Origin of the sequence: Citrobacter sp. Cpo103, assembly GCF_030332605.1 — a bacterium.
Lineage (GTDB): Bacteria > Pseudomonadota > Gammaproteobacteria > Enterobacterales > Enterobacteriaceae > Citrobacter > Citrobacter portucalensis.
On sequence record NZ_JAOWHO010000035.1, the window covers coordinates 707,230 to 727,253 of the forward strand.

A 20,024-nucleotide genomic window follows, 5' to 3' on the forward strand; every position below is an offset into this window, starting at 1 on the left:
ATAAGGTGTAAGCCGCCATCCGGTAATTTAAGCCAGAGCTGCGAAGCGCTTTCCAGAATGGGGGAAAAAGGTACATCCAACGCCTGAAATGTGCCACAATAGTGGCTGTTTATACAGTATTTCAGGTTTTCTCATGGCACTTACGGCTGCGCTAAAAGCGCAAATCGCCGCCTGGTACAAGGCGCTTCAGGAACAGATCCCCGACTTTATCCCCCGTGCGCCGCAGCGGCAGATGATTGCTGACGTCGCGAAAACGCTCTCCGGGGAAGAAGGGCGACATCTGGCGATTGAAGCACCGACCGGGGTGGGGAAAACCCTGTCGTATCTGATCCCCGGTATTGCCATCGCGCGTGAAGAACAAAAAACGCTGGTGGTCAGTACCGCCAACGTCGCTTTGCAGGACCAGATCTACAGCAAAGATTTACCGCTGCTGCGCAAAATTATCCCCGACCTGCGTTTTACCGCTGCGTTTGGTCGCGGACGCTATGTCTGCCCGCGTAACTTAGCGGCGCTGGCCAGCACTGAACCCAATCAGCAGGATCTGCTGGCTTTTCTCGACGATGACCTGACGCCTAACAACCAGGAAGAACAAAAGCGCTGTGCCAGGCTAAAAGTCGATCTCGACAGCTACAAGTGGGACGGGCTGCGCGATCACACCGATATCGCTATCGACGACGGACTCTGGCTGCGTCTGAGCACCGATAAAGCCAGCTGTCTGAATCGCAACTGTCACTACTATCGTGAATGCCCTTTTTTTGTCGCCCGCCGGGAGATTCAGGAAGCTGAAGTGGTCGTGGCTAATCATGCGCTGGTAATGGCGGCCATGGAAAGCGAAGCCGTTTTGCCGGAGCCGAAAAATCTACTGCTGGTACTTGATGAAGGCCACCATTTGCCGGATGTCGCGCGCGATGCGCTGGAGATGAGCGCAGAAATCAGCGCCCCCTGGTATCGACTGCAGTTGGATCTATTTTGCAAATTAGTGGCTACCTGCCTGGAGCAGTTTCGCCCGAAGACCACGCCGCCACTGGCAAATGCCGAGCGTCTGAACGGTCACTGTGAGGAGCTGTATGAGCTGATTTCATCGCTCAATAACATTCTTAATCTGTATATGCCCGCTACCCAGGAGGCGGAACACCGCTTCGCGATGGGCGAATTGCCTACGGAAGTGATGGATATTTGTCAGCGTCTGGCAAAGCTAACGGAAATGCTGCGCGGTCTGGCGGAACTTTTCCTCAACGATCTCAGCGAAAAAACCGGCACTCACGATATCGTGCGTCTGCATCGGGTTATTTTGCAGATGAACCGGGCGCTTGGCATGTTTGAGGCGCAAAGCAAACTGTGGCGGCTGGCATCGCTCGCGCAGTCGTCAGGTGCACCGGTAAGTAAATGGGCGACGCGCGAGGTGCGTGACGGGCAGATCCACGTCTGGTTCCACTGCGTGGGGATTCGTGTGAGCGATCAGCTCGAACGACTGCTGTGGCGTAGCGTCCCGCATATTATTGTCACTTCCGCAACGCTGCGCTCGCTCAACAGCTTCTCGCGTTTGCAGGAGATGAGCGGTCTGAAGGAAAAAGCAGGGGACCGGTTTGTCGCGCTGGATTCACCGTTTAATCACGTTGAACAGGGCAAAATCGTCATTCCGCAAATGCGCTATGAACCGTTAATTGATAACGAAGAGCAGCATATCGCGGAAATGGCCGCCTATTTTCGTGAACAGCTGGAGAGTAAAAAGCATCAGGGCATGCTGGTACTCTTTGCCAGCGGTCGGGCGATGCAGCGTTTTCTTGAGCACGTTACCGATTTGCGCCTGCTGTTGTTGGTGCAGGGCGATCAGCCGCGCTACCGTCTGGTGGAGTTGCACCGCAAACGGGTGACCAACGGCGAGCGCAGCGTGCTGGTTGGGCTGCAATCTTTTGCTGAAGGTCTGGACTTGAAAGGCGATCTGCTGACTCAGGTGCATATTCACAAAATTGCTTTTCCGCCTATCGACAGTCCGGTGGTGATCACCGAGGGCGAGTGGTTGAAAAGCCTGAACCGCTACCCCTTCGAGGTGCAGAGCCTGCCTGCGGCGTCGTTCAATTTGATCCAGCAGGTTGGGCGACTCATCCGTAGCCATGGCTGCTGGGGAGAAGTGGTTATTTATGACAAGCGTTTATTGACCAAAAGCTATGGCAAGCGTTTACTGAACGCGTTACCCATATTTCCGATAGAGCAACCTGCTGTGCCAGACGTTATAGTAAAACCAAAAGAAAAAGCGAAACCCACGCGCCGCCGTCGGCGTTAACGATGCGAGCAACAGGCAAGGAGTTATCGATGGATTACCGCAAAATCATTAAAGAGATTGGGCGAGGAAAAAATCACGCGCGTGACCTGGACAAGGATACCGCTCGCGGACTGTATACCCATATGATGAACGGCGACGTACCTGACCTCGAGATGGGCGGGGTACTGATTGCGCTACGTATCAAGGGCGAAGGTGAAGCGGAGATGCTGGGCTTTTACGAAGCGATGCAAAACCACACCATTCGCCTGACTCCGCCGGTAGCCAAACCCATGCCGATTGTCATTCCCAGCTACAATGGTGCGCGCAAGCAGGCGAATTTGACTCCGCTGCTGGCGATTTTATTGCATAAACTTGGCTTCCCGGTGGTGGTGCACGGCGTCAGCGAGGATCCGACCCGCGTGCTGACTGAAACCATTTTCGAACTGATGGGAATTACGCCAACGCTGCATGCCGGGCAGGCGCAGGCAAAGCTGGATGGTCATGAGCCGGTGTTTATTCCGGTGAGCGCGCTGTGCCCTCCGCTGGAGAAACAGCTGGCGATGCGCTGGCGCATGGGTGTGCGTAACAGTGCGCACACGCTGGCTAAATTAGCCACGCCGTTTGCTGAAGATGCCGCGCTGCGTCTTTCCAGCGTGTCCCACCCGGAATACGTTTCGCGCGTGGCGAAGTTCTTCGGCGATATCGGTGGGCGCGGCCTGTTGATGCATGGTACCGAGGGCGAAGTGTATGCCAACCCGCAGCGCTGCCCGCAGATAAGCCTGATCGATTCATCCGGTGTGCGAGTGCTACAAGACCGACAGAGCGAGATGCCTGACGAGCCGGTACCGCTACCGGTAGCAAAAGACCCGGAAACCACCGCGCGCTGGATTGAGCGTTGTCTGGCTGGCAGCGAGCCTGTTCCGGCATCGTTGAAAATCCAGATGGCCTGCTGCCTGGTGGCAACCGGTGAGTCCGCCTCACTGGCTGAAGGACTTGCCCGCGTCGAGCAAAGTTTCTAAACCATTTGTTATCCCGACGGGCCTGTTGCCTGGCCTGTCGGTTCTCTCTTTTCGGCAATGTGAAATTTCTGCACGTTTATTGACCTCCAGCGCACCGTGGCGCAGCATAGTTTGTTGAAAAATAAGAAACACAACAAACACGCGACACAAAGGAGATAACAATGAACAGTGGACATCGCTTCCATGTGCCAACGCTGCACGCCTTTATCCAGGCCGTTTTTCATCAGATGGGAAGCAATGATCAGGAGGCGCGGCTGGTGGCCGACCATCTGATAGCCTCTAACCTCGCCGGTCACGACTCCCATGGCATCGGTATGATCCCAAGCTATATTCGCTCATTCTCGCAGGGGCATCTGCAGATCAACCGTCATGCCAAAGTGGTAAAAGATGCGGGGGCGGTGATTACGCTTGACGGCGACTGTGCGTTTGGTCAGGTGGCGGCGCACGAGGCAATCACGCTTGGAATCGAAAAGGCGCGTCAGTACGGAATCGCCGCTGTGGCATTACATAATTCGCACCATATCGGCCGTATTGGCTACTGGGCGGAGCAATGTGCGGCAGCAGGTTTTGTCTCGGTGCATTTTGTGAATGTGGTGGGGATCCCGATGGTCGCACCGTTTCATGGCCGCGATAGCCGTTTTGGCACCAATCCCTTCTGCGTCGTATTCCCGCGTAAAAATACCTTCCCACTGTTGCTGGACTATGCAACCAGCGCCATCGCGTTTGGCAAAACCCGTGTGGCATGGCATAAGGGCGAGCCGGTGGCTCCAGGATGCCTGATTGATGTGGCGGGTGTGCCCACTACCGATCCTGCGGTAATGCAGGTTTCTCCGCTGGGGTCGTTGCTGACCTTTGCCGAGCACAAGGGGTATGCGCTGGCGGCGATGTGCGAAATTATGGGCGGTGCGCTTTCTGGCGGTAAAACCACACATGAAGAGAGCCTGCAGACCAGCGCGGACGCCATCATTAACTGTATGACCACCATCATTATGAATCCACAACTGTTCGGCGCGCCGGACTGCGACAACCAGGTCGCGGCATTTGCTGAGTGGGTGAAAGCGTCCCCGCATGCTGAAGATGCCCCGATCCTGTTGCCTGGGGAGTGGGAGGTGAATACTCGCGAGGAACGGCTGGAACACGGTATTCCGCTGGATGCCGGAAGCTGGCAAGCGATTTGTGAGGCGGCACTGCAAATTGGGATGCCAGACACCGTGTTGCAGGAATTCTGTCAACGGCTGGAAAAATAGGCAAAAAAAAGCCCGTCCAGTGGCGGACGGGCAAACAAAGGGTAACAAACAGGGTCAATGAGGGTTGGAGCATTGGGTCGTACAGGTAATCTTTCGGTTATTTATAGATAACCGCGGTGCCGCTCATTTTGTCTTTGCCGATAGCGGAAGTGATGCTGTAGCCAGTTGCGCCAGCTGCATTCGCTTTCTCAGCCAGTTTGGCTTCCAGGCCGTCCAGCGTAGTAGCGCCGTCAGCAGATACCACACCAATTTTGTTCATGTTTTGCGCCTGAGTAGAGGAAACCGGCTCGGCAGCGAAAACGCCAAATGACAGGGTAGACAGGGCGATGGCAGCAACAGCAAATTTGATATTTTTCATGATTAATCTCTCGCAGGGTTGTTCTGTTAGTCAGTGTTCTTTAAGAAGACGTTGTTCCGTCGATGTGATAAGTATCACGTTTTTTTTGGTGAGAGAAAATCGAATAGAATTGACCACATCAATCAAATAAATTGAATGACAAATAACTTATTGAATATTAATAAATTCGAGTAAGGGATTTACAGTTCTTGTCATTGCGCTTTACAGAGAAGGCGACAACGGCACATTTTGCTACACAGGGTGCAAAAAATCGTGCTCGTAAAGGAAATCGTATGCGCTGAAACTTTTGGTAAAGATAAGTCAACGTAGCTGGCTGTCTTTCGAACCTCTGCGATTATATCCTGAAAATGCTGAGTTATGTGAATCTTTATCCTGTTGGCAGGCGATGCACAAGCGTACCCCTGGCACGGCCTCACGTCTGGCCTGAGGGATAGGATTGCCGCATTCTTCGCATTCATACAGACTTTTCCCCGTCGGTAACTCACCGCGAGCGCGGGCAACAGCATCTTCAATAGTATTGTTGATCTGTTCGTTAACCGCGTCGTCATTTGCCCATCCGGATGCCATGTGTACCTCCTGCTGATGTCTACAGACTAAGTATAGCGAAGGTGATGGCTGAAAAACGACCACGCGCCAGCAGTATCAGATTTCAGACCATTCACGCAGCAGGTTATGGTAGAGATTGAGTAATGACAGGATCTCGCTGCTCTCCCCATGGCGAGCTTTCAGGGATTGAATGTTTTTATCCAGTTCAAAAAGCATGGCGCGATTTTTGTCGTCACGGACCATCGACTGTATCCATATAAAAGACGCTACACGAACGCCATGGGTCACTGGCGTGACGCAATGTAGGCTGCTGGAAGGGTAAAGCACCAGATCGCCTGCCGGAAGCTTCACCGCATGCTGGCCGTAAGTATCATTGACCAGCAGTTCTCCTCCTTCATAATCATTCGGGTTACTCAGGAATAAAGTTGCGGAAAGGTCCGTGCGCATCCAGCCGTTTTGCGGATGGCTACGCACCGCACCGTCAACGTGAAAACCGTAGGTCTCGTTGTCCTGGTAGCGATTAAACAGCGGTGTGGAGAGCGTTTTCGGTAGTGCTGCGGCGAAGAAAAGCTCGCTGTTATTTACCGCAGTCTGTACCGCCTGTTGTAAAACGCCGTAGCGTTCACTTTGCGTATTCACCTGCTGGTTGTTTTTTACCTGCGCCCCCTGAGCGCCGGTGGTTGTGCGGCCATCAACCCAGTCGGCAGCGTCCAGTTGTTCACGAAACCAGGCTACATCCTGCGCCGACAGAACGCCGGGAATGTGGTACATCATCAGTATTTCTCCTGAAAGTGGGGCTTACGCCCCACGCGATGGATTAGAAATGCATATTGGCGGTGAGCAGGAAAGTTCTTGGCTCGCCCGGATGATAACGGTATCCACTCTTGTTTATGGAGGATACATAATCGGTGTCGAACAGGTTATAGACGTTTAGCTGGAAATCGAGATTGTGATTCACGCGATAGCCCAGTTTGGCGTCAGCGACCCAGTAACCTTCAGTGTAGGATGGCGTACCCACTGCACCGTCGGAACCGCGATGCATACTACCCACGTAGCGAGCGCCTGCGCCAACGGAGATATCATTGGTAGCCTGATACTGGTTCCACAGCGTGAACGCATGTTCAGGTGTATATGGCAGGGAAGAGGAGCCATCCTGAGCAACGTTTTTACCGCTGTGGATGGTCGCGCGTTGCTGGGTGTAACCCCCAATAATCTGCCATGCGGGGGTGATGTTGCCTGCTACCGAGAGCTCGTAGCCTTCAACGCGTTTCTCTCCGTACTGGGAATAGGTACCGTCGTCGTTCTGCTCAACTTCATTCTCAATATCCGTGCGGAAAATCGCAGCGGTTAACAGCAGGCGCTTATCCAGCACCTCCCATTTGGTGCCGATCTCGCTGGTTTTCGCTTTCTGCGGTTTGAAATCGGTACGATTCGCACTGTTACCGCTGCCGCCCTGAGCAAGAGCAAAGTTGCTGCCGCCCGGCGGTTGCTGAGAAACGGCATAGTTGATGTACACGTTACCGTTATCGGTCAGGTGATACAGCGCGCCAGCTTTCCAGTTCACCAGATTGCCTGATTTGGCAGTATCCACAGTGGTGACCGGGGAACCTTTAGCCACGCCTGTCGGGCACGCGACTGCGCCGCGACCGGAAGCGCCGCAAGCGGTGGCGCTGTCATATTCTGTGCGGTAATTGTCGAGGCGAATACCACCGTTCAGCTCGAATTCACGGGTAATTTGTAGCGTATCAAAAGCGTATACACCGAAGGTGTCTGTTTGCCCGTTAGCGTTGGCGCCATTACGAGACAATCCGCCGATATTCACATTGCTGTCGGGGTGATAGATATTCACCGGTGGTGGGGTGATCGGCGCCACGCCATAGTTGGTTTGTGTTTCGCGCGTCAGCTCCACACCGGTGCTGATGTCGTGACCGATGGATCCCGTGTAGAACGTTGAGGTCAGGTTGGTCTGGTTGGTCAAGATCTTATTGCTGACATCCTTGGTATTTGCCAGGCGTGACCAGGTCCAGCTGTCGACGCTGCTGGTGGGTTGGGTGATGTTAGACGCGCCGCCCATCACCGCCGTCATCAGATAATCCTGTTTAATGCGCGACCAGCGGGTGGTGTTGCGAATAGTGGTGCTGTCGTTCAGGTCATGTTCAAAACGCATCGTCGCGGTATCGGTTGTCGAATCGTCATAATCCGAGTTGGTACCGTAGAAATTATGCGTATCCACTTTGCCTGAATGATTCAGTGCAGAAGTCCCCGCAGAAGGTGCGGAATATCCCGGCAGGCCAATGGTAGGGATGCCGCCATCCGGCGTGTTGTGCTGGGTGACATGTAGATAGTTCAGGTACAGTCGGTTCTCAGTCCCTAAGCCAAAAGCGAGAGAGGGGGCCACACCGTAACGTTCATTCTTAACATTATCGCGACCGGCATCATGCGTTTTTTCGCCCATCAGGTTTAAACGTGCGGCGGTGGTCTCGCCGATGACCTGGTTAATGTCCAGCGTACCACGGCGGAACCAGGCGCTACCGATGCTGGCCGATGCATCGATTCCTGAGTCGGTGCGTGGCTGTTTGCTGATCATATTGATAGAGCCAGTCGGTGCGCTACGTCCATAGTCGGTACCGGAAGGACCTTTGATTACTTCCACTTGTTCGGTATTGAAGGTGTCGCGCGTGACGCTGCCAATATCACGGATACCGTCGATATAAATACTGTTCGAGGTATCCGCACCACGCATGTAAACCGCGTCTCCGGTGCTGGAGTTACCATTCTCACCCGCGAAAAATGCGCCAACGCCCGGGACGTTTTTCAACGCGTCGGTCAGATTTGTTGCGCCTTGATCCTTAATCACCTGCTCAGAAATCACCGTCATGGTGCGGGTTGTATCCGCCACCGGACGGGAGAATTTAGGGTCGGCAGACTGTGTTGGGGCGTACAGCGAAGGTTTGGCCGCTTCAACGACCAGAGTGTCTTCTTGTTTTTTATCCTGGTCGTCCGCAGCGACAGCCTGAGCTATAGGGGACAGGCCAATGCACAGACCGGCAAAAAAAGTCAGTGAGTGAAAGCTACTGGACGGCAAGTTGCGATTTTTATCCATGTTAATGAGTGACTTATTATTGTTTGAGTGGACGGTTTCACTCGCGCGAAGGGACATCTCTATGGATGTTATACCCTGCAGGCCTCGCGGAAATGAATATGTAATTGATAATGATTTTGATAAGCATTACTAATCAGTGCGACGTTTTAGCATTCATTAATTCAAAAATAAATACATTTATTTACATTGGATTCAAAATGCCAACATATTGATTACAAATTGAGCTGCAATGAAGTGAACCGCACGCAGAAAACTGCATTCGGGGTGAATGCAGTTGGGCTGAGAAGGGGGGGTTACTTATAGATGGTTGCGGTACCGTACATCTGATTTTTGCCGCCCGCAGAATCAACGACAAAGCCTTTTGCCCCTTGCTCTTTCGCTTTCTCTGCCAGCTTGTCTTCGAGGTCGCTCAGGTTAGAGGCGCCGGTAGCGGATACTGTGCCGGAAGCTTGTAGCTGACCGGTAGCTGGGCTGGTGTATGGCTGTGCAGCAAAGGAGGCAAATGTCATGCCGGAAAGTACGGTAGCAGCAAGTAATGTGAGGCATTTCTTCATGGTGATATCCTCTGAAAAACAACAGGTGTGCCTGATAAGTTTAGGTCGTCAGCGGATGACATTTACCGCAAAAAATTGGTGATGAGCTGTCTGTTTTTTGAACAATTCGCAAAGCGTCAAACAGGTGTAAAAAATCAAATTTCCTTGTTGTGTGTGTTTACCGCGTGGCGTTATGCGGGTATCTTACGCCGCTGTTAAAAGGAGAATGCTATGTCCGCCCTGAAACCGGGATTACACCCACGCAACCGCCACAATGGCCGTTATGATCTTGCGACTTTATGCCAGGTTACGCCCGAGCTGACGCAATTTCTCACCCTCACGCCCGGCGGCGAGCAGAGTGTTGATTTCGCGAATCCGCAGGCAGTAAAGGCGCTCAATAAAGCACTACTGGCGCATTTTTATGCGGTGAAAAACTGGGATATTCCAGATGGTTTTTTGTGTCCGCCGGTGCCTGGTCGTGCTGACTACATACACCATTTGGCCGATCTGTTGAGTGAAACCAGCGGAACCATTCCGGCAAATGCGAGCGTGCTGGACGTGGGAGTTGGGGCAAACTGTATTTATCCACTGATCGGCGTGCATGAATATGGCTGGCGATTCACGGGTAGTGAAACCAGTAGCGAAGCGTTTAACAGCGCTCAGGCGATCGTCAACGCCAATCCGGGATTAACCCGTGCTATTCGTCTGCGTCGCCAGAAAGATGCAACGGCAATCTTCAACGGCATCATTCACAAAAATGAGCAGTATGAAGCCACATTATGTAACCCGCCATTCCATGATTCTGCGGCCTCAGCCCGTGCCGGAAGCGAGCGCAAACGCCGTAATCTGGGACAGGACAAAGACGATGCGCTGAACTTTGGCGGACAGCAGCAGGAGTTGTGGTGTGAAGGCGGTGAAGTGGCGTTCATCAAGAAAATGATTGCTGAAAGCCAGGCCTTTGGTCGCCAGGTGATGTGGTTTACCGCGCTGGTTTCGCGCGGTGAGAACTTGCCTCCACTGTATCACGCGCTAACGGATGCGGGCGCGGTGAAAGTGGTTAAGAAAGAGATGGCCCAGGGGCAAAAGCAGAGCCGCTTTATTGCCTGGACCTTTATGGATAACGATCAGCGTCGTCGTTTTATGGCGCGTAAACGCTAAAGCGTTTGCTCGGTTGGCGGTAGCGGTTCGCTTGCAGCCGACGCAGGACCATTCCCTGGTGCAGGTAACACTTGATACGTCTGTACCGGGGCGCGTATGTTGGCCAGATCGAAGTATTTCTTCACCTGGCTGTCGAGCGCAAAACGTACCGTCCACTGCTTCAGCGGTAAGGTGGTAAACGAGACCCGTAGCGTGAATGCCGTATTGGTTAATCCTACAATCCCGGCAAACGACGGCTCGCCGATAATCAGCCCGCGAATATCATCTTTTTCCATCACCGCAGCAACTGCATCTTTCAACGCCTGATTCGCTTTATCCGCATCCTCATGGCGGTCTACGTCGTAATTGGCGACGACCGATCCAATTCCACGCACAAAGTTGGCGAAGGTCGTAATCGATGACCAGGGAATGATATGGTACGCCCCGGTGTCCTGACGCACGCCCACAGAACGAATGGACATTCGTTCAACCGTACCGGTGAGTGGACCGATGGTCACCAGGTCGCCGGTGTTCATGCCATTTTCAAACTGAATAAAAATCCCGGTAATAATATCTTTTACCAGCGTTTGCGAGCCGAAAGAGATAGCCAACCCCAGCGCCCCGGCCCCGGCCAGCAATGGGGCGATATTAACGCCAATTTCCGACAGCACAATCATGATGGTGATCGTGCTGATGATCACCGCCAGCGCGTTGCGAAACAGCGTCAACAGGGTTCGGGTACGAGCGCTGGGTAGCGGGCGTCCGTGAATATCGGAAGCCAGACGATTTTCAATCAGGCTGGCAAGGATCGTCCAGCCGATGGCGGAGAAGAATAAAATCAGCGCGATACGGATCAGAATATCCACCGTTTTTTCTCCTGCGCCGTAATGCAGCCAGTTCCAGAAGTCGAACAATCCCCAGGCATTCAATAGCAGCATCACCGCAACGCACACCGTCAGGATCCTGGCCACGCTTAACGCCGTCGACAGCCAGCCATTCAGTCGTTTTTGTAATTCCGGATAGCTGCGCTGGGTGTGTGGCGAAAGGGTAATAGTTTTGGCTATCCAGCGGGAAAACATGCCGGAAACAAAGGCGGCAATTCCAATGATTACCAGGCTGCGCAGCGTAGCGCCCATCATGAATTTCAGGCTGTTGCCCGGATCAAACAGCGAAAAGAAAAACAGCACAATGAAGTAGGCGCTGGCCAGCCAGTGCCATACCAACGCAAAGGCACGGATAAACAGGCTGAAAAAAGCTAACGATCTTTCTGCCAGATTCTGTAAATGCAGCGTTATCTCTTTCTTGTTTCTGAAAATCAGGTACAGCGCCCATAGCGTGATACACAGCATGATGATGACGTTGGCCATCGCGCCGACCTGCACATTGACCTGATTGGAGATAATGGGAACGGCAACTATAAGCCCGTAACCAATCAAACTGCTTAATGAACTCAAACGCCGATTCCAGTAGCGCGCACCTGCATCCTGAATGTTAAACGGGCGTAGTTCAGCCACCGTTGGGCAAAATATCAGACGCAAAATGGCTTTGAAGAACTCAATCAGGGCAAAGGCATTGAGAAACAGGCTTTGCTGAAAGGCGATGGTGCGACTGCCGGCATTCATTCTGTCGCTCAGTATCTGCCCGACAAACAATGTCAGCGCCAGCAGAAGCAAATCAATAATGAATGCGCCAACGATCATCGCCGGAAGCTGCAGCCAGTTGCTGCGTTCGCGGTTTTTCCGCCGTGCCCATTGCCCCATTTTGCGATACAGAGGCAGCGCGCACAGGCGGATCAGCCAGTAAAACCCGAACACTGACGCCGCCAGCATTAAAAAATGAGTCAGGGCATTGGTGAACGTTTGCGAGTTAAAGGTCTTGTGCGGTGCATCGGTAATATTGCGATAAAGCTGGGCAAAGCGGCTGGAGAGCGCCTCACCGTAGTGCCGGGTGACATCCGTGACGTTTTCCAGTACCGTTTTTTCTTCCGTTAACGTGGGTGGGACAATGGTTGGCACCGGCTCAGCAGGGGGCGCAGTTGCCACTTTGCGTAATTGATCGATCAGTTCCTTCCGAGAGGTGTCATTTTCCAGCACATCAGCCAGTGCGCCGTAAGCCGCTTTCTTCTGTTCAACATCTGGCTCCTTTGCCGGGGCGGTTTGTGCGTTGGTTGACGTTGGCGTGGTGACGCCAGGTATCGTCACTGCTTGTGCCGGAAGACTCAACAGACAAACAAAGATGAACAGGATCCAGCGCATGACTCCTCCCATGAGAAAATAAATTCAAAAGGATAAGTATAGATGTCAGGGCGGGAGGGAATTGAAATGAGAGGATTCTGGTGAAAAACCTCCCTTCGGGCGAAGGGAGGTTGAGCTATCAGGAAACGTGCTGCAAGAATTCCTGTAAGCGTTGGCTGGGTGGATTTTCAATCAGGGCCTGCGGATTACCGTCTTCGGCAATTCGTCCCTTATCAATGAAAATCAGGCGTGAAGCCACTTTTTCGGCAAAGCCAATTTCGTGGGTCACAATCACCATGGTCATCCCTTCTTCCGCCAGGTCCTGCATAACTTTCAGAACTTCATGGCGCAGTTCCGGGTCGAGTGCTGAGGTTGGCTCATCAAACAGCATCATTTTCGGTTTTACCGCCAGCGCACGGGCGATAGCCACACGCTGTTGTTGACCGCCGGACAGTTCAGAAGGGTAGTGATGTGCACGTTCGGCCAGACCCACTTTTGCCAGCAGCTCTTTCGCCAGTTTCTCGGCCTGTTCTTTATTCGCCCCGCGTACGCGCTGCGGTCCAAACATGACGTTTTCCAGCGCCGTCAGATGTGGGAACAGGTAAAACTGCTGAAATACCATTCCGGCTTCCTGACGGATTAAGCGCTCGTCTACCTTCGGATCGTTTACTTTCAGACCGTCGACGATCAGATCGCCGGAGGTTATCTCTTCCAGCTTGTTAATGCAGCGCAGCAGGGTAGATTTACCGGATCCTGACGGCCCGATAATCACCACGACTTCACCCTGCTGAATGTTCAGGTCAATATTGTGCAGCACCTGGGTTGGACCAAAGTGCTTAGAAACGTTTTTAAATTCAATCACAGGATTTTCATCCTTCTTTCCAGACGACGCAGAATGAAGCTCAGCACCAGCGTAATGATCAGATAGAACACCGCAACGGCGCTCCAGATTTCCAGTGCGCGGAAGTTACCGGCAATGATTTCCTGGCCCTGACGGGTCAGTTCAGCGACGCCAATGACAATAAACAGCGAGGTATCTTTAATGCTGATGATCCACTGGTTGCCCAGCGGCGGCAGCATACGACGCAGTGCGAGAGGTAAAATAACGTGGCGGATAGTCTCTGTGCGTGAAAGTCCAAGCGCCAAACCGGCTTCGCTGAACCCTTTATGGATTGAGAGCACCGCACCGCGGGTGATTTCCGCAATATAGGCCCCGGAGTTGATCATGATGGTGACAACGGCGGCACTAAAGGGGTCAATGCGTAAATCGTTAAATGCCATTGGCAGAGCGAAGTAAATAAACATTACCTGCACAACGATTGGCGTACCGCGAATGACTTCGATAAACACCAGCGCTACGTGGTTGGCGATCCAACCGCCGAAAGTGCGCGCAAACCCTGCTGCAAGTCCGATTATCAGACCGCCAGCCAGACCGAGGACCGAGATCCACAGGGTCATTTTGGCGCCTTCAATCAAAAGCGGGATGGCGGGCCAGATGGCACTCCAGTCAAACTGCATATGTCGTTCCTGTTACCGTGGTGTAAATATTCAAATGCCCGTTTTGCCGGATGTGCTGTGCTTATCCGGCCTACAGGTCTCAAAAATCCAGGCGTAGGCCCGGTAAGCATCACGCTACCGGGCAACGCTGCCGGTTATTATTTAGGTTCAGTACCGAACCATTTTTTGTAGATTTCGTTGTAAGTACCGTTCTCTTTCAGCGTTTTCAGTGCGCCGTTCACTTTCTCACGCAGGTCGTCGCTGCCTTTCGGGAAGGCGATACCGTACTGCTGGGCTTCCAGCGATTCGCCTACAGCTTTGAACTGACCATTGCCAGCTGTTTTGATAAAGTAAAGAATGTTTGGTGTGTCGTGCAGTACAGCGTCTGCGCGGTTGGTGCCCAGTTCCATATATGCGTTATCTATATTCGGGAACTGACGCAGGTCTTTGGTTTTGATATTCGCTTTCGCGTAATCAACGGAACCGGTGCCACTCTTAACCGCAACGACTTTACCATCCAGATCTTTTACGCTTTTGACGTCGTTGTTATTCGCTTTCACCATCACTAACAGACCGCTTTTGTAGTAGCCGTCGGAGAAGTCGATCGCTTTTTTACGCTCATCGGTGATGGTGATACCTGCCAGTGCCAGGTCGATATTTTTGGTTTGCAGAGCCGGGATGATGCCGCTGAAATCCATTGGTTTCAGTTCATAATCCAGTTTCAGTTCTTTGGCCACGGCAGCCCACAGATCCACATCAAAACCAACGTATTTGTCACCCTGTTTGAATTCAAACGGTACAAACGCGGTGTCGGTTGCGACAACCAGTTTCTTGTCTGCGGCATGGGAGGACACCGCAAAAGCCAGGGTAAGTGCAGCCAGTGAAACTTTTAATACAGACTTCATAGGATTTCCTTTTATATCCACGGGGCGATCCCCTGCGAGAACATATGGCTTAATGAAAAAATCGTGCCAATTTTGCAACTCATTGTTTTAACAAGAGGGTGTCTCGTTTTGTTGCACAATAAGTAGGGCAAAGTGAGTAATCTGCACTGTTTTGGGGCACTCATTTGGTGCGAACCAGTCACGGTGCAAACGGTATGACTATTTAGCGTAAAAATTGTTGATAAAACAATCTTTCGTTAACGATTGTGTGAGGTGATTATTACAAATAATTTACTTTGGAGTGACGAATGATCAATGTTATGCACCATAGATGTGCAAAACCCCCGCCGGAGCGAGGGTTATATAGGTAATTCTTATGTCTGCTGTTACTCAATGTTGGCTTCGATAAACCACAGGAATTTATCGAGGTCGCGAGAAGCTGCGGTAAAGATATCCGCGGTATCTTCGTCTTTTGCTTCGCTGATAGCTTTACGTACGCTGTTTGCAACTACGGCATAACGTTCGGCCAGCTCTTTTAAGTGGTCCTGTACGCTATGGATATCCAGCGGGTAACTTTTCAGAGGCGTTTTGCTATTAATAACCTGAGTTGTGCCCAGTGCCACACCGCCCAACTGTACGGCGCGTTCAGCCATGGTGTCGAGGTGATCGGTCAAAGCTGTACGGAAGCCATCCAGCATTTCATGTACTGCAATGAAGTTTGCACCGCGCATGTTCCAGTGAGCCTGTTTGGTGATCAATGACAGGTCAATGAATTGGATTACTTGCTGATTCAGCAGTTCTACGGTCGCTTTCTTTTCGCTATCAGACACATCGTTGCGGGTATAAAGGAGGGCGGATGCTTTTGTTTTTACCAGTTTCGCGGTACTCATATTTTCATATCCTCTTGATATTTATGTCCCAACTCTTCAACGGAATTAAGTATAGCGCTAAATTTGGATTTTTGTTTCCGGTGTTGCCTATCACTTTAATAGCGAAGACGAGGGTAAATATAAAATATCAAATAAAATCAATGCAATGAGTGTTTTGTTACTTGTGTGGTGTTATTTTTATGTTAATTTTAAGATTAAATGAAATATGCGGATGAGAAAATTATATTTATTAGAATTATTATCACGCAGATTTACAATTGGATATTCTGCATGATTATGCAAACCATGCAGAATATTACGTGGTTAATTCACGTCGACTTGTTTTATTTGTGGCTCTTTACGAATAGTGAGCGTAGAGCCCATTGATGCGACAATAATGGCGCCCAGAGCGAACGTCTGGATAAGCGTCAGCGTTTCACCGAGGAAGATCATTCCGGAAATCGCGGCCAGCGCGGGTTCCATGCTCATCAATGTACCGAAAGTACGCGTAGGTAGGCGCGTTAACGCAATCATCTCCAGCGAATAGGGAAGCGCAGTAGAGAGGACTGCAATGGCCAGACCTAACGGCAAAATGGACCAGTGCCACAGGGCATCTCCGGCCTGGAGTGCGCCGATTGGTACAAATACCAGTGCTGCAATGAATGACCCTACCGCGACGGTCGCAGGACCGTGTTCCGCGCCGGCTCGCTGCCCGGTAAGAATATAGATGGCCCAGCAGGCACCAGCCCCCAGCGCCAGTGCAGCACCCGTTAAATCTACGTGAGAAACGTCCTGACCCAGAGGCAGCAGGAACCAAAGCCCGAGCACTGCCAACGCAACCCAAATGAAATCCACCGGGCGTCGGGATGAAAACAGCGCTACCGCGAGCGGGCCGGTAAATTCCAGCGCCACGGCGATTCCCAGTGGGACGGTTTGGATTGACAGGTAGAAAAGGTAGTTCATCCCGCCCAGAGACAGGCCATAAAACAGTAGCGGCAGGCGTTGTTCTTTGGCGAATCGTAAACGCCAGGGCTTAAAGAAAGTGATAAGAATGAGCGTACCCAGCGCAAGGCGCAGCGCGGTAACGCCTGGCGCACCGACGAGTGGGAACAACGATTTTGCCAGTGATGCTCCGCTTTGAATGGAGGACATAGCAATAAGCAAAACCAAAATAGGCAACCAGACTGGCGCTTTACGTGACAACCCCGGCATCCTTTCTCCTGTCAAATGATGATTACACATATCCATCTGTGCCACGCTTCAGCATTGTTACGACGCAGATGATTTTATGTATAGAAAAGTAAAACAGCGAGTGTAATGGAATTACGCTCAACTGGTTGAGTATTCGTTGAAAAAAAAATTGCTCAGTTCCGTACAATGGCATGAAAACGATGGATTAATAATCTGTGTGATTAGGAATGTTCTGGATGAATGTGCCATATTGTGCGCGCAATAATGGTATTTTCAATTGAAAAAGTGATGTTAATTGAAAGAGATAGCGGGTTTTTGAAATGTTCTGTTACATGAAAGACCCCGTTAGACATCGCGAATCGCAAAGAGTTTCCCATCAATTTTTGGTATATTTAAAACTTAAGATTTACTTGAAGCACATTTGAGGTGGTTATGAAAAAAATTGCATGTCTTTCAGCACTGGCCGCTGTTCTGGCTTTCTCCGCAGGTACTGCTGTAGCTGCTACTTCTACCGTTACCGGTGGTTACGCTCAGAGCGATGCTCAGGGCGCAGCGAACAAAATGAACGGTTTCAACCTGAAGTATCGCTACGAGCAGGACAACAACCCGCTGGGTGTTATCGGTTCCTTTACTTACACTGAAAAAGATCGTACCGATGCTTCTGGCGACTACAACAAAACCCAATACTACGGCATCACTGCTGGTCCGGCTTACCGTCTGAACGACTGGGCAAGCATCTACGGCGTTGTGGGTGTTGGTTACGGTAAATTCCAGAACGTAGAATCTTCGACTTACAACCACAGCACCAGCGACTACGGTTTCTCTTATGGTGCGGGCCTGCAGTTCAACCCGATCGAAAACGTTGCTCTGGACTTCTCCTACGAGCAGAGCCGTATTCGTAGCGTTGACGTTGGCACCTGGATTGCTGGCGTGGGTTACCGCTTCTAATCACTTCGGTGATATGAAAAATCCGCCTCTTGGGGCGGATTTTTTTTGTCTGTAATCCTGGAAGGAAGTTCGTTGTAGGCCGGATAAGACACAGTGCGTCTTATCCGGCCTACAAGCGTATTATTTGGTTGAGAAAATATCGGTACCCAGATGGTTGTAGTCCACCTTCTGCAGTTTGAAGTTGGTGATGTACACCGGCCCGGCTTTTTTCTCTGAGATAAAGCGGTAGCTGTTGGTGATTTCCTTTGCGCTGATCCCTGTCCACTGCGAGAAAAAACTGAGGAAATCATTGGCGGAGCGACGGGCTTTAATCACCCGATGCGCTTTATCATCGCTCGAAAGCACCATGAAAGGCACCTGGAAATTCTGCTGGAACTGATCGTCATGCGCCAGGTACTGCACCTCTTTTCCCCGCTCTTTAAACGCGAGGCCATGATCGGAGAAATAGACCATCGAGAAACTATTACCGCTGTTACGTAACTGCTCGTAAAGCTGGCGAAGCAGGTCATCCGTCTGCGTCATGGTGTACAGATAACAAGATGTCTCTTTTGACTGGACGAAAGTCTCGTATTTACCCTGTGTTCGGTCACAGGCCTGCGGATGCGAGCCCATTAAATGCAGCACGATGAGCTGTGGCTGAGTGCGCTCGGTTGCCAGCACCTGGGCAGTCATCTTCAACAGCGCTTCGTCACGGGTGTTTTTATCCGCTTCGAAGTCACCGCTTTTGAGGAACTGAACCTCATCAGCGCGCTTCGCAATGCTGGCGATGGCCGTATCGTATTCACCAATCTGTCCCTGATTGGAAAACCACCATGTCTGGAAGCCCGCACGGTTAGCCAGGGTGACAAAGTTATCCTGGAACTGGGGTTTATTATCCACTACCCGATTAAGCGTTAAGCCGAGCGATTTTTGCGTTGAACCGCTGGCAGCAATGTAATCCGCGAAGATATAGCCGTTAACGGAGCTGGCAAACGGGGTGTTATCCCAGTGACCGCCAAACGCGCCTAACGCATCGCGGCGGGCGCTTTCACCGATCACCACGACGTAGGTGTGATACTTCGGTTTAACGGCGGTTACCGTCCAGCTGTCTTTTACGCTCGACAGTTTCGCCATACGCTCTTGTTCGTCGAGCACTTCGTTGTTATTGACGATAACGTCCTTGGCGAAACGGAAAACTGGATAGCCAGTATCTTTCAGCTTGAACACGCCGCCCCAGGCCAGGTTTTGTACCGGGGTAACAAAGAATGCGACAACGCTGAACAGCAAACAAATGCTGTCGAACTTATTCCAGCTGCGCTGCTGCACATCTTTTTTACGGCGTACGGCGATAACGCCAAGGGCAAAAATAAACACTCCAACCAGATAACTGTACCAGGGGAAGATGGTCAGGATCTCGGTTGACTCTTCCATATTGGTTGAGTGCAGCGCCAGTAAGGTATTGAAGTTCGGTGAGCCGTAAGCCTGGCCGAACGGAAAATACATTGCCGCAACGAGTGAGCAAATGCCAATCAGTGCTTTCTGCGCGCGCGGCGCGCTACGCCACAGCAGCATCAATATACAGGTGAAAGCAACGCTATAGAGCAGGCTAAGTGGATAGCCCAGTGCAAGGTTGATCAGCAGAGACTGTAAGAAATAGAGGCCAGTCCACGGACTAATTGCCCGGCTACGAGCAATGATTGAATCTTTGAGGGTTAAATTCATATGCCACTGTTACAAAAACGCCATGTGCTTACCCTGGCGCTAAGGGTCATTGCCTGCCTGAGAGAGCGAGAAGAGGGATAGGGTCCGCATCCGCGAGCCGCAATATACGCAGGGCTGCGAAAAGATAGAGTGTGCGCAAGAGAAGGTCAACTACTACAAAGAAATTGTTTTGCGAGGGACGTGGCAAAACTGACAAAAAGAAGGGTTATTGAGACGAAAACCACCACCGTACCCGGATGACGGTAGGAAAATGAAGCGGCGTACCGCGACGCCGCATTATTTTTCTGAAGGTTTATCCTGCTCTGGTTTGCTGTTAATCATGTCACACAGCATAGAGATCAGCATCAACCGTACTTTAAAGGGAGAGTGGCTAAACACGCGTATACACCTCTTAAATTCATTCATGTAAACCTCCTGACTTCACGATCCCATCAGTCCTTGAGGGATGTCTTTATTATATACAGATATAGCACAGGCTATATTATATAGCTATT

At 51.4% G+C, this 20,024-nt stretch carries 18 protein-coding genes; 5 read left to right on the plus strand and 13 right to left on the minus strand.

Annotated elements, in window-relative coordinates; translation table 11 throughout:
* The first annotated feature begins 133 nt into the window (after window positions 1-133).
* The 3 genes from dinG to OGX89_RS19910 all read left to right on the plus strand — a co-directional run bounded on the left by dinG (window position 134) and on the right by OGX89_RS19910 (window position 4,529).
* Window positions 134-2,284 carry an ATP-dependent DNA helicase DinG gene (dinG, locus tag OGX89_RS19900; RefSeq protein WP_279891235.1) on the plus strand — a complete coding sequence of 717 codons (2,151 nt, stop codon included), beginning with the start codon at window positions 134-136 and terminating at the stop codon, window positions 2,282-2,284.
* Between the two features lie 29 nt (window positions 2,285-2,313).
* Window positions 2,314-3,282 (plus strand): DNA-binding protein YbiB, encoded by a 969-nt coding sequence (gene ybiB, locus OGX89_RS19905; protein WP_048226020.1) that lies wholly within the window; start codon window positions 2,314-2,316, stop codon window positions 3,280-3,282.
* Window positions 3,283-3,443: 161 nt separating this feature from the next.
* Entirely contained in the window at window positions 3,444-4,529 is a 1,086-nt protein-coding gene (locus OGX89_RS19910; protein ID WP_003831560.1) for a malate/lactate/ureidoglycolate dehydrogenase, read from the plus strand.
* 97 nt (window positions 4,530-4,626) lie between these two features.
* On the opposite strand, the gene ybiJ is transcribed toward OGX89_RS19910, so the two are convergent.
* From ybiJ to mcbA, 5 genes are all read right to left on the minus strand, one after another.
* Window positions 4,627-4,887, minus strand: a complete 261-nt coding sequence (ybiJ, locus tag OGX89_RS19915; RefSeq protein ID WP_003831561.1) for a DUF1471 family protein YbiJ — start codon at window positions 4,885-4,887, stop codon at window positions 4,627-4,629.
* Window positions 4,888-5,187: 300 nt separating this feature from the next.
* Complete coding sequence (locus OGX89_RS19920) at window positions 5,188-5,454, minus strand: DksA/TraR family C4-type zinc finger protein (protein WP_126956711.1); 267 nt, start codon at window positions 5,452-5,454, stop codon at window positions 5,188-5,190.
* A 75-nt stretch (window positions 5,455-5,529) separates the two neighbouring features.
* A complete protein-coding gene (gene ybiX / locus OGX89_RS19925) occupies window positions 5,530-6,207 on the minus strand; it encodes a PKHD-type hydroxylase YbiX (protein WP_126956713.1) in 678 nt (225 codons plus the stop codon).
* A gap of 43 nt (window positions 6,208-6,250) precedes the next feature.
* Window positions 6,251-8,536 (minus strand): catecholate siderophore receptor Fiu, encoded by a 2,286-nt coding sequence (locus OGX89_RS19930; protein ID WP_126956715.1) that lies wholly within the window; start codon window positions 8,534-8,536, stop codon window positions 6,251-6,253.
* 293 nt (window positions 8,537-8,829) lie between these two features.
* Entirely contained in the window at window positions 8,830-9,090 is a 261-nt protein-coding gene (gene mcbA / locus OGX89_RS19935) for a DUF1471 family periplasmic protein McbA (RefSeq protein ID WP_003831565.1), read from the minus strand.
* A 210-nt stretch (window positions 9,091-9,300) separates the two neighbouring features.
* On the opposite strand from mcbA, the gene rlmF reads away from it, so the two are divergent.
* Entirely contained in the window at window positions 9,301-10,227 is a 927-nt protein-coding gene (rlmF, locus tag OGX89_RS19940) for a 23S rRNA (adenine(1618)-N(6))-methyltransferase RlmF (protein WP_126956717.1), read from the plus strand.
* Here rlmF and ybiO read toward each other — a convergent pair.
* The 6 genes from ybiO to rhtA all read right to left on the minus strand — a co-directional run bounded on the left by ybiO (window position 10,224) and on the right by rhtA (window position 16,902).
* Window positions 10,224-12,461: a mechanosensitive channel protein gene (ybiO, locus tag OGX89_RS19945; protein ID WP_126956719.1), complete on the minus strand. Its 2,238-nt coding sequence runs from the start codon at window positions 12,459-12,461 to the stop codon at window positions 10,224-10,226. The two genes, rlmF and ybiO, sit on opposite strands and share 4 nt — an antisense overlap.
* A 118-nt stretch (window positions 12,462-12,579) precedes the next feature.
* Window positions 12,580-13,302 carry a glutamine ABC transporter ATP-binding protein GlnQ gene (gene glnQ, locus OGX89_RS19950; protein ID WP_003035246.1) on the minus strand — a complete coding sequence of 241 codons (723 nt, stop codon included), beginning with the start codon at window positions 13,300-13,302 and terminating at the stop codon, window positions 12,580-12,582.
* Window positions 13,299-13,958, minus strand: a complete 660-nt coding sequence (glnP, locus tag OGX89_RS19955; RefSeq protein ID WP_003035248.1) for a glutamine ABC transporter permease GlnP — start codon at window positions 13,956-13,958, stop codon at window positions 13,299-13,301. Before glnP ends, glnQ begins: the two co-directional genes overlap by 4 nt.
* Window positions 13,959-14,095: 137 nt before the next feature.
* The gene (glnH, locus tag OGX89_RS19960) at window positions 14,096-14,842 is read right to left on the minus strand and encodes a glutamine ABC transporter substrate-binding protein GlnH (RefSeq protein WP_003035251.1); all 747 of its coding nucleotides are present in this window, start codon (window positions 14,840-14,842) and stop codon (window positions 14,096-14,098) included.
* Window positions 14,843-15,207: 365 nt separating this feature from the next.
* Window positions 15,208-15,711, minus strand: a complete 504-nt coding sequence (gene dps, locus OGX89_RS19965; RefSeq protein ID WP_003035253.1) for a DNA starvation/stationary phase protection protein Dps — start codon at window positions 15,709-15,711, stop codon at window positions 15,208-15,210.
* 303 nt (window positions 15,712-16,014) lie between these two features.
* The gene (rhtA, locus tag OGX89_RS19970) at window positions 16,015-16,902 is read right to left on the minus strand and encodes a threonine/homoserine exporter RhtA (RefSeq protein WP_003831578.1); all 888 of its coding nucleotides are present in this window, start codon (window positions 16,900-16,902) and stop codon (window positions 16,015-16,017) included.
* A gap of 411 nt (window positions 16,903-17,313) precedes the next feature.
* Here rhtA and ompX point away from each other — a divergent pair, with 411 nt between their 5' ends.
* A complete protein-coding gene (gene ompX, locus OGX89_RS19975; RefSeq protein ID WP_003831579.1) occupies window positions 17,314-17,829 on the plus strand; it encodes an outer membrane protein OmpX in 516 nt (171 codons plus the stop codon).
* A gap of 120 nt (window positions 17,830-17,949) precedes the next feature.
* Here the strand turns inward: ompX and OGX89_RS19980 are convergent, their stop codons facing one another.
* Window positions 17,950-19,530 (minus strand): phosphoethanolamine transferase, encoded by a 1,581-nt coding sequence (locus OGX89_RS19980; RefSeq protein ID WP_126318725.1) that lies wholly within the window; start codon window positions 19,528-19,530, stop codon window positions 17,950-17,952.
* A 276-nt stretch (window positions 19,531-19,806) separates the two neighbouring features.
* Window positions 19,807-19,935, minus strand: a complete 129-nt coding sequence (gene mntS / locus OGX89_RS19985) for a manganase accumulation protein MntS (RefSeq protein WP_003831584.1) — start codon at window positions 19,933-19,935, stop codon at window positions 19,807-19,809.
* Window positions 19,936-20,024 lie beyond the last annotated feature (89 nt).

What these genes read in the sequence shown, in the direction of transcription:
- dinG (WP_279891235.1), top strand. Translation starts at nt 134, where the DNA reads ATGGCACTTACGGCTGCGCTAAAAGCGCAAATCGCCGCCTGGTACAAG.
- ybiB (WP_048226020.1), top strand. Translation starts at nt 2,314, where the DNA reads ATGGATTACCGCAAAATCATTAAAGAGATTGGGCGAGGAAAAAATCAC.
- OGX89_RS19910 (WP_003831560.1), top strand. Translation starts at nt 3,444, where the DNA reads ATGAACAGTGGACATCGCTTCCATGTGCCAACGCTGCACGCCTTTATC.
- ybiJ (WP_003831561.1), bottom strand. Translation starts at nt 4,887, where the DNA reads ATGAAAAATATCAAATTTGCTGTTGCTGCCATCGCCCTGTCTACCCTG.
- OGX89_RS19920 (WP_126956711.1), bottom strand. Translation starts at nt 5,454, where the DNA reads ATGGCATCCGGATGGGCAAATGACGACGCGGTTAACGAACAGATCAAC.
- ybiX (WP_126956713.1), bottom strand. Translation starts at nt 6,207, where the DNA reads ATGATGTACCACATTCCCGGCGTTCTGTCGGCGCAGGATGTAGCCTGG.
- OGX89_RS19930 (WP_126956715.1), bottom strand. Translation starts at nt 8,536, where the DNA reads ATGGATAAAAATCGCAACTTGCCGTCCAGTAGCTTTCACTCACTGACT.
- mcbA (WP_003831565.1), bottom strand. Translation starts at nt 9,090, where the DNA reads ATGAAGAAATGCCTCACATTACTTGCTGCTACCGTACTTTCCGGCATG.
- rlmF (WP_126956717.1), top strand. Translation starts at nt 9,301, where the DNA reads ATGTCCGCCCTGAAACCGGGATTACACCCACGCAACCGCCACAATGGC.
- ybiO (WP_126956719.1), bottom strand. Translation starts at nt 12,461, where the DNA reads ATGCGCTGGATCCTGTTCATCTTTGTTTGTCTGTTGAGTCTTCCGGCA.
- glnP (WP_003035248.1), bottom strand. Translation starts at nt 13,958, where the DNA reads ATGCAGTTTGACTGGAGTGCCATCTGGCCCGCCATCCCGCTTTTGATT.
- glnH (WP_003035251.1), bottom strand. Translation starts at nt 14,842, where the DNA reads ATGAAGTCTGTATTAAAAGTTTCACTGGCTGCACTTACCCTGGCTTTT.
- dps (WP_003035253.1), bottom strand. Translation starts at nt 15,711, where the DNA reads ATGAGTACCGCGAAACTGGTAAAAACAAAAGCATCCGCCCTCCTTTAT.
- rhtA (WP_003831578.1), bottom strand. Translation starts at nt 16,902, where the DNA reads ATGCCGGGGTTGTCACGTAAAGCGCCAGTCTGGTTGCCTATTTTGGTT.
- ompX (WP_003831579.1), top strand. Translation starts at nt 17,314, where the DNA reads ATGAAAAAAATTGCATGTCTTTCAGCACTGGCCGCTGTTCTGGCTTTC.
- OGX89_RS19980 (WP_126318725.1), bottom strand. Translation starts at nt 19,530, where the DNA reads ATGAATTTAACCCTCAAAGATTCAATCATTGCTCGTAGCCGGGCAATT.
- mntS (WP_003831584.1), bottom strand. Translation starts at nt 19,935, where the DNA reads ATGAATGAATTTAAGAGGTGTATACGCGTGTTTAGCCACTCTCCCTTT.